Here is a 2,687-nt window from a genome sequence, read left to right as displayed (position 1 = left end):
TCGACGGTTCGATCCCGTCTAGCTCCACCACTTTACACTTCAAGGCCTGGCCACACTGGCATTGAAGCGATCAACACTCAGCGTTGATCAGTTGTATAGAAGGGTTTGCGTCCCCTTCGTCTAGTGGCCTAGGACACCGCCCTTTCACGGCGGTAACAGGGGTTCGAGTCCCCTAGGGGACGCCAGTTTTACAGAAGCGATGTTGCAAGATGTCGCTCCGCCGCGAGGCGAAAAATCCGGGGCTATAGCTCAGCTGGGAGAGCGCTTGCATGGCATGCAAGAGGTCGACGGTTCGATCCCGTCTAGCTCCACCAATTACAGGTTCAAGGTTTGGCCACACCGGCCTTGAATCGATCAGTTCTCAGCGCTGATCACGTCAGAAGGTTTGTGTCCCCTTCGTCTAGTGGCCTAGGACACCGCCCTTTCACGGCGGTAACAGGGGTTCGAGTCCCCTAGGGGACGCCACGATTACCCGCTCTGCGGGATTTTATAAGGGTCATTCAATTCTTGAATGGCCCTTTTGTTTGTCTGGCGTTCGGCCAATCTTCAATTCCTCTAACGATGCTTCTGACCAGCGGTCAAAATTTCCGCTTGCGGAAAATTATTACATGGATAATATTTCAATCGTAATATTCGGAGGTAACGATGAGCGATAAAAAGGCGCAAACCCGCGAACGCATACTCAAGGCTGCCAGTGCCGCGCTGATTCAGCGTGGTCCGGCCGAGCCGAGTGTCGGCGAGGTGATGGGCGCGGCCGGGCTGACAGTGGGCGGTTTCTATGCCCACTTCGAAAGCAAGGATGCCTTGATGCTGGAGGCATTCAAGCAACTGCTCAGCCATCGTCGCAGCTTGATCGCCGACATGGATGCCGAGCTGAGCGGTGAGGAGCGGCGAACCCTGGCAGCCGCGTTCTACCTGTCGCGCAAGCACCGTGATACCACCGAGCTGGCCTGCCCGATCCCGGCATCGGTAGGTGAGCTCGGGCGGCTGCCGGATGAGTTCCGTGAGGTGCTCAATGAGCATATTGAGCTGATGGTTGCGCAGTTGGCGGCCAGCCCGGAAGACGCCGATAAGGCCTTGGCGGACATTGCCCTGATGGTCGGCGGCCTGGCCTTGGCACGAGCGTTGGGCCCGGGAGAGTTATCGGATCGGTTGCTGCGCGCTGCCAAGTCGGCGGTGCGATGAGCTAAGGCGCAAGCCCTGGAGATGAGCGATGAACAGGTTTAGCTGGATTCGTGGTGTCAATGGCACGCTGGGATGGGTCGCCCCGGGCCTGGTGGCGAAGAAGATGCGATCGCTGTTCATGCGTCCCCGGGACTTGCCGCCAAGGGATTGGGAGTTGCCATTGCTGGCGACTTCAGAGCGCATCACCTTACGCTTCGGTCTGTCCGCCTTGCGCTGGGGTAAAGGCCCGACTGTCTTGTTGATGCATGGCTGGGAAGGGCGACCCACGCAATTTGCCGCGCTGATCACGGCGCTGGTAGGTGCCGGCTACACGGTGGTGGCGTTGGACGGCCCGGCCCATGGCCGCTCACCTGGGCGCGAGGCCAATGTCCTGCTGTTCGCCAGGGCCATGCTCGAAGCTGCGGCGGAGTTACCACCCCTGCAAGCCGTGGTCGGGCATTCCATGGGTGGCGCCAGTGCCATGCTCGCGGTTCAGTTGGGGTTGCGGACCGAGACTCTGGTCAGCATTGCAGCGCCTGCGCGCATTCTTGGTGTGCTGCGTGGGTTCGCCCGGATGATGGGGCTGCCGCCCAAGGCGCGATCGGCCTTCATTCGCCAAGTGGAAAACGATGTGGGCATGCCGGCTTCGAGGATGGATGTCGCCCATTACCAGCTGGACGTGCCCGGGCTGATTGTCCATGCCGAGGACGACACCTTCGTTTCGGTCAAGGAGTCGCAACTGATTCACGAAGCCTGGTTCGACAGCCGCTTGCTGCGCTTGCCGCAGGGCGGCCACCAGCGGGTACTGGCCGATCCTCGCGTCATTGATGGTGTGTTATCACTGCTGGCCGGGCGCAGTCTGCAAGCGCGGCAATCGGCTTGATCTGTGGGAGCAAGGCTTGCCCGCGATGGCGGTCAAGCTCGGATCCGTTACACTGGCCCCCACCAAATTCGACCGGGAGAGGGGCATGGGCTGGGATCGGGCAACGCCGTTCATTATTGATCTTCAAGTAAATGCCGAAGACATCGACGGGCTGGGCCACGCCAATAACGCGGTATACGTCACCTGGCTTGAGCGCTGTGCCTGGCGCCATTCCCAGCGCCTCGGGCTGGATCTGGTGGAGTATCGGCGGCTGGACCGGGCCATGGCGGTTGTGCGTCATGAGATCGATTACCTGGCGGCGGCCTACGAAGGTGACGAGCTGCAACTGGCTACCTGGATCGTCGACTGGGATCAGCGATTGAAGATGAATCGGCATTTCCAGCTGATTCGCCCCAGCGACAACACCACGTTGTTGCGCGCCCAGACCACCTTTGTTTGCATCGAATTGTCCACGGGCAGGCCTAAGCGCATGCCGCCGGAGTTCATCGAGGGTTATGGTCCTGCGCTGATGACATCCGGCACCCTCATCGACTGACCCACCGCTTTCGCGAGCAAGCCCGTTCCCACAGGGATTGGCGGTGGACTCCGATTCTGTGAACGTCCCGGAACCAGGGTGGGAGCGGGCTTGCTCGCGAAGGCG

General features: G+C 60.5%; 3 protein-coding genes and 3 tRNA genes. All 6 read left to right on the top strand.

What is annotated here, in order from left to right:
* The first annotated feature begins 109 nt into the window (after window positions 1-109).
* Window positions 110-185: transfer RNA gene (locus HU811_RS26565), tRNA-Glu, on the top strand.
* A 53-nt stretch (window positions 186-238) separates the two neighbouring features.
* Window positions 239-314, top strand: a tRNA-Ala gene (locus HU811_RS26560).
* Window positions 315-389: 75 nt separating this feature from the next.
* Window positions 390-465: transfer RNA gene (locus HU811_RS26555), tRNA-Glu, on the top strand.
* 180 nt (window positions 466-645) lie between these two features.
* On the top strand, window positions 646-1,185 hold the full coding sequence (locus tag HU811_RS26550) for a TetR/AcrR family transcriptional regulator (RefSeq protein ID WP_092400389.1): 540 nt from the start codon (window positions 646-648) through the stop codon (window positions 1,183-1,185).
* A 28-nt stretch (window positions 1,186-1,213) separates the two neighbouring features.
* The gene (locus tag HU811_RS26545; RefSeq protein ID WP_047229252.1) at window positions 1,214-2,047 is read left to right on the top strand and encodes an alpha/beta fold hydrolase; all 834 of its coding nucleotides are present in this window, start codon (window positions 1,214-1,216) and stop codon (window positions 2,045-2,047) included.
* An 85-nt stretch (window positions 2,048-2,132) separates the two neighbouring features.
* Window positions 2,133-2,582: an acyl-CoA thioesterase gene (locus tag HU811_RS26540; protein WP_186659043.1), complete on the top strand. Its 450-nt coding sequence runs from the start codon at window positions 2,133-2,135 to the stop codon at window positions 2,580-2,582.
* Window positions 2,583-2,687: the final 105 nt, after the last annotated feature.

The sequence above is a fragment of the Pseudomonas tehranensis genome (assembly GCF_014268615.1).
GTDB lineage: Bacteria > Pseudomonadota > Gammaproteobacteria > Pseudomonadales > Pseudomonadaceae > Aquipseudomonas > Aquipseudomonas tehranensis.
Note: the sequence above shows the minus strand (reverse complement) of the source record. Positions and strands in the feature narration are given on the sequence as shown.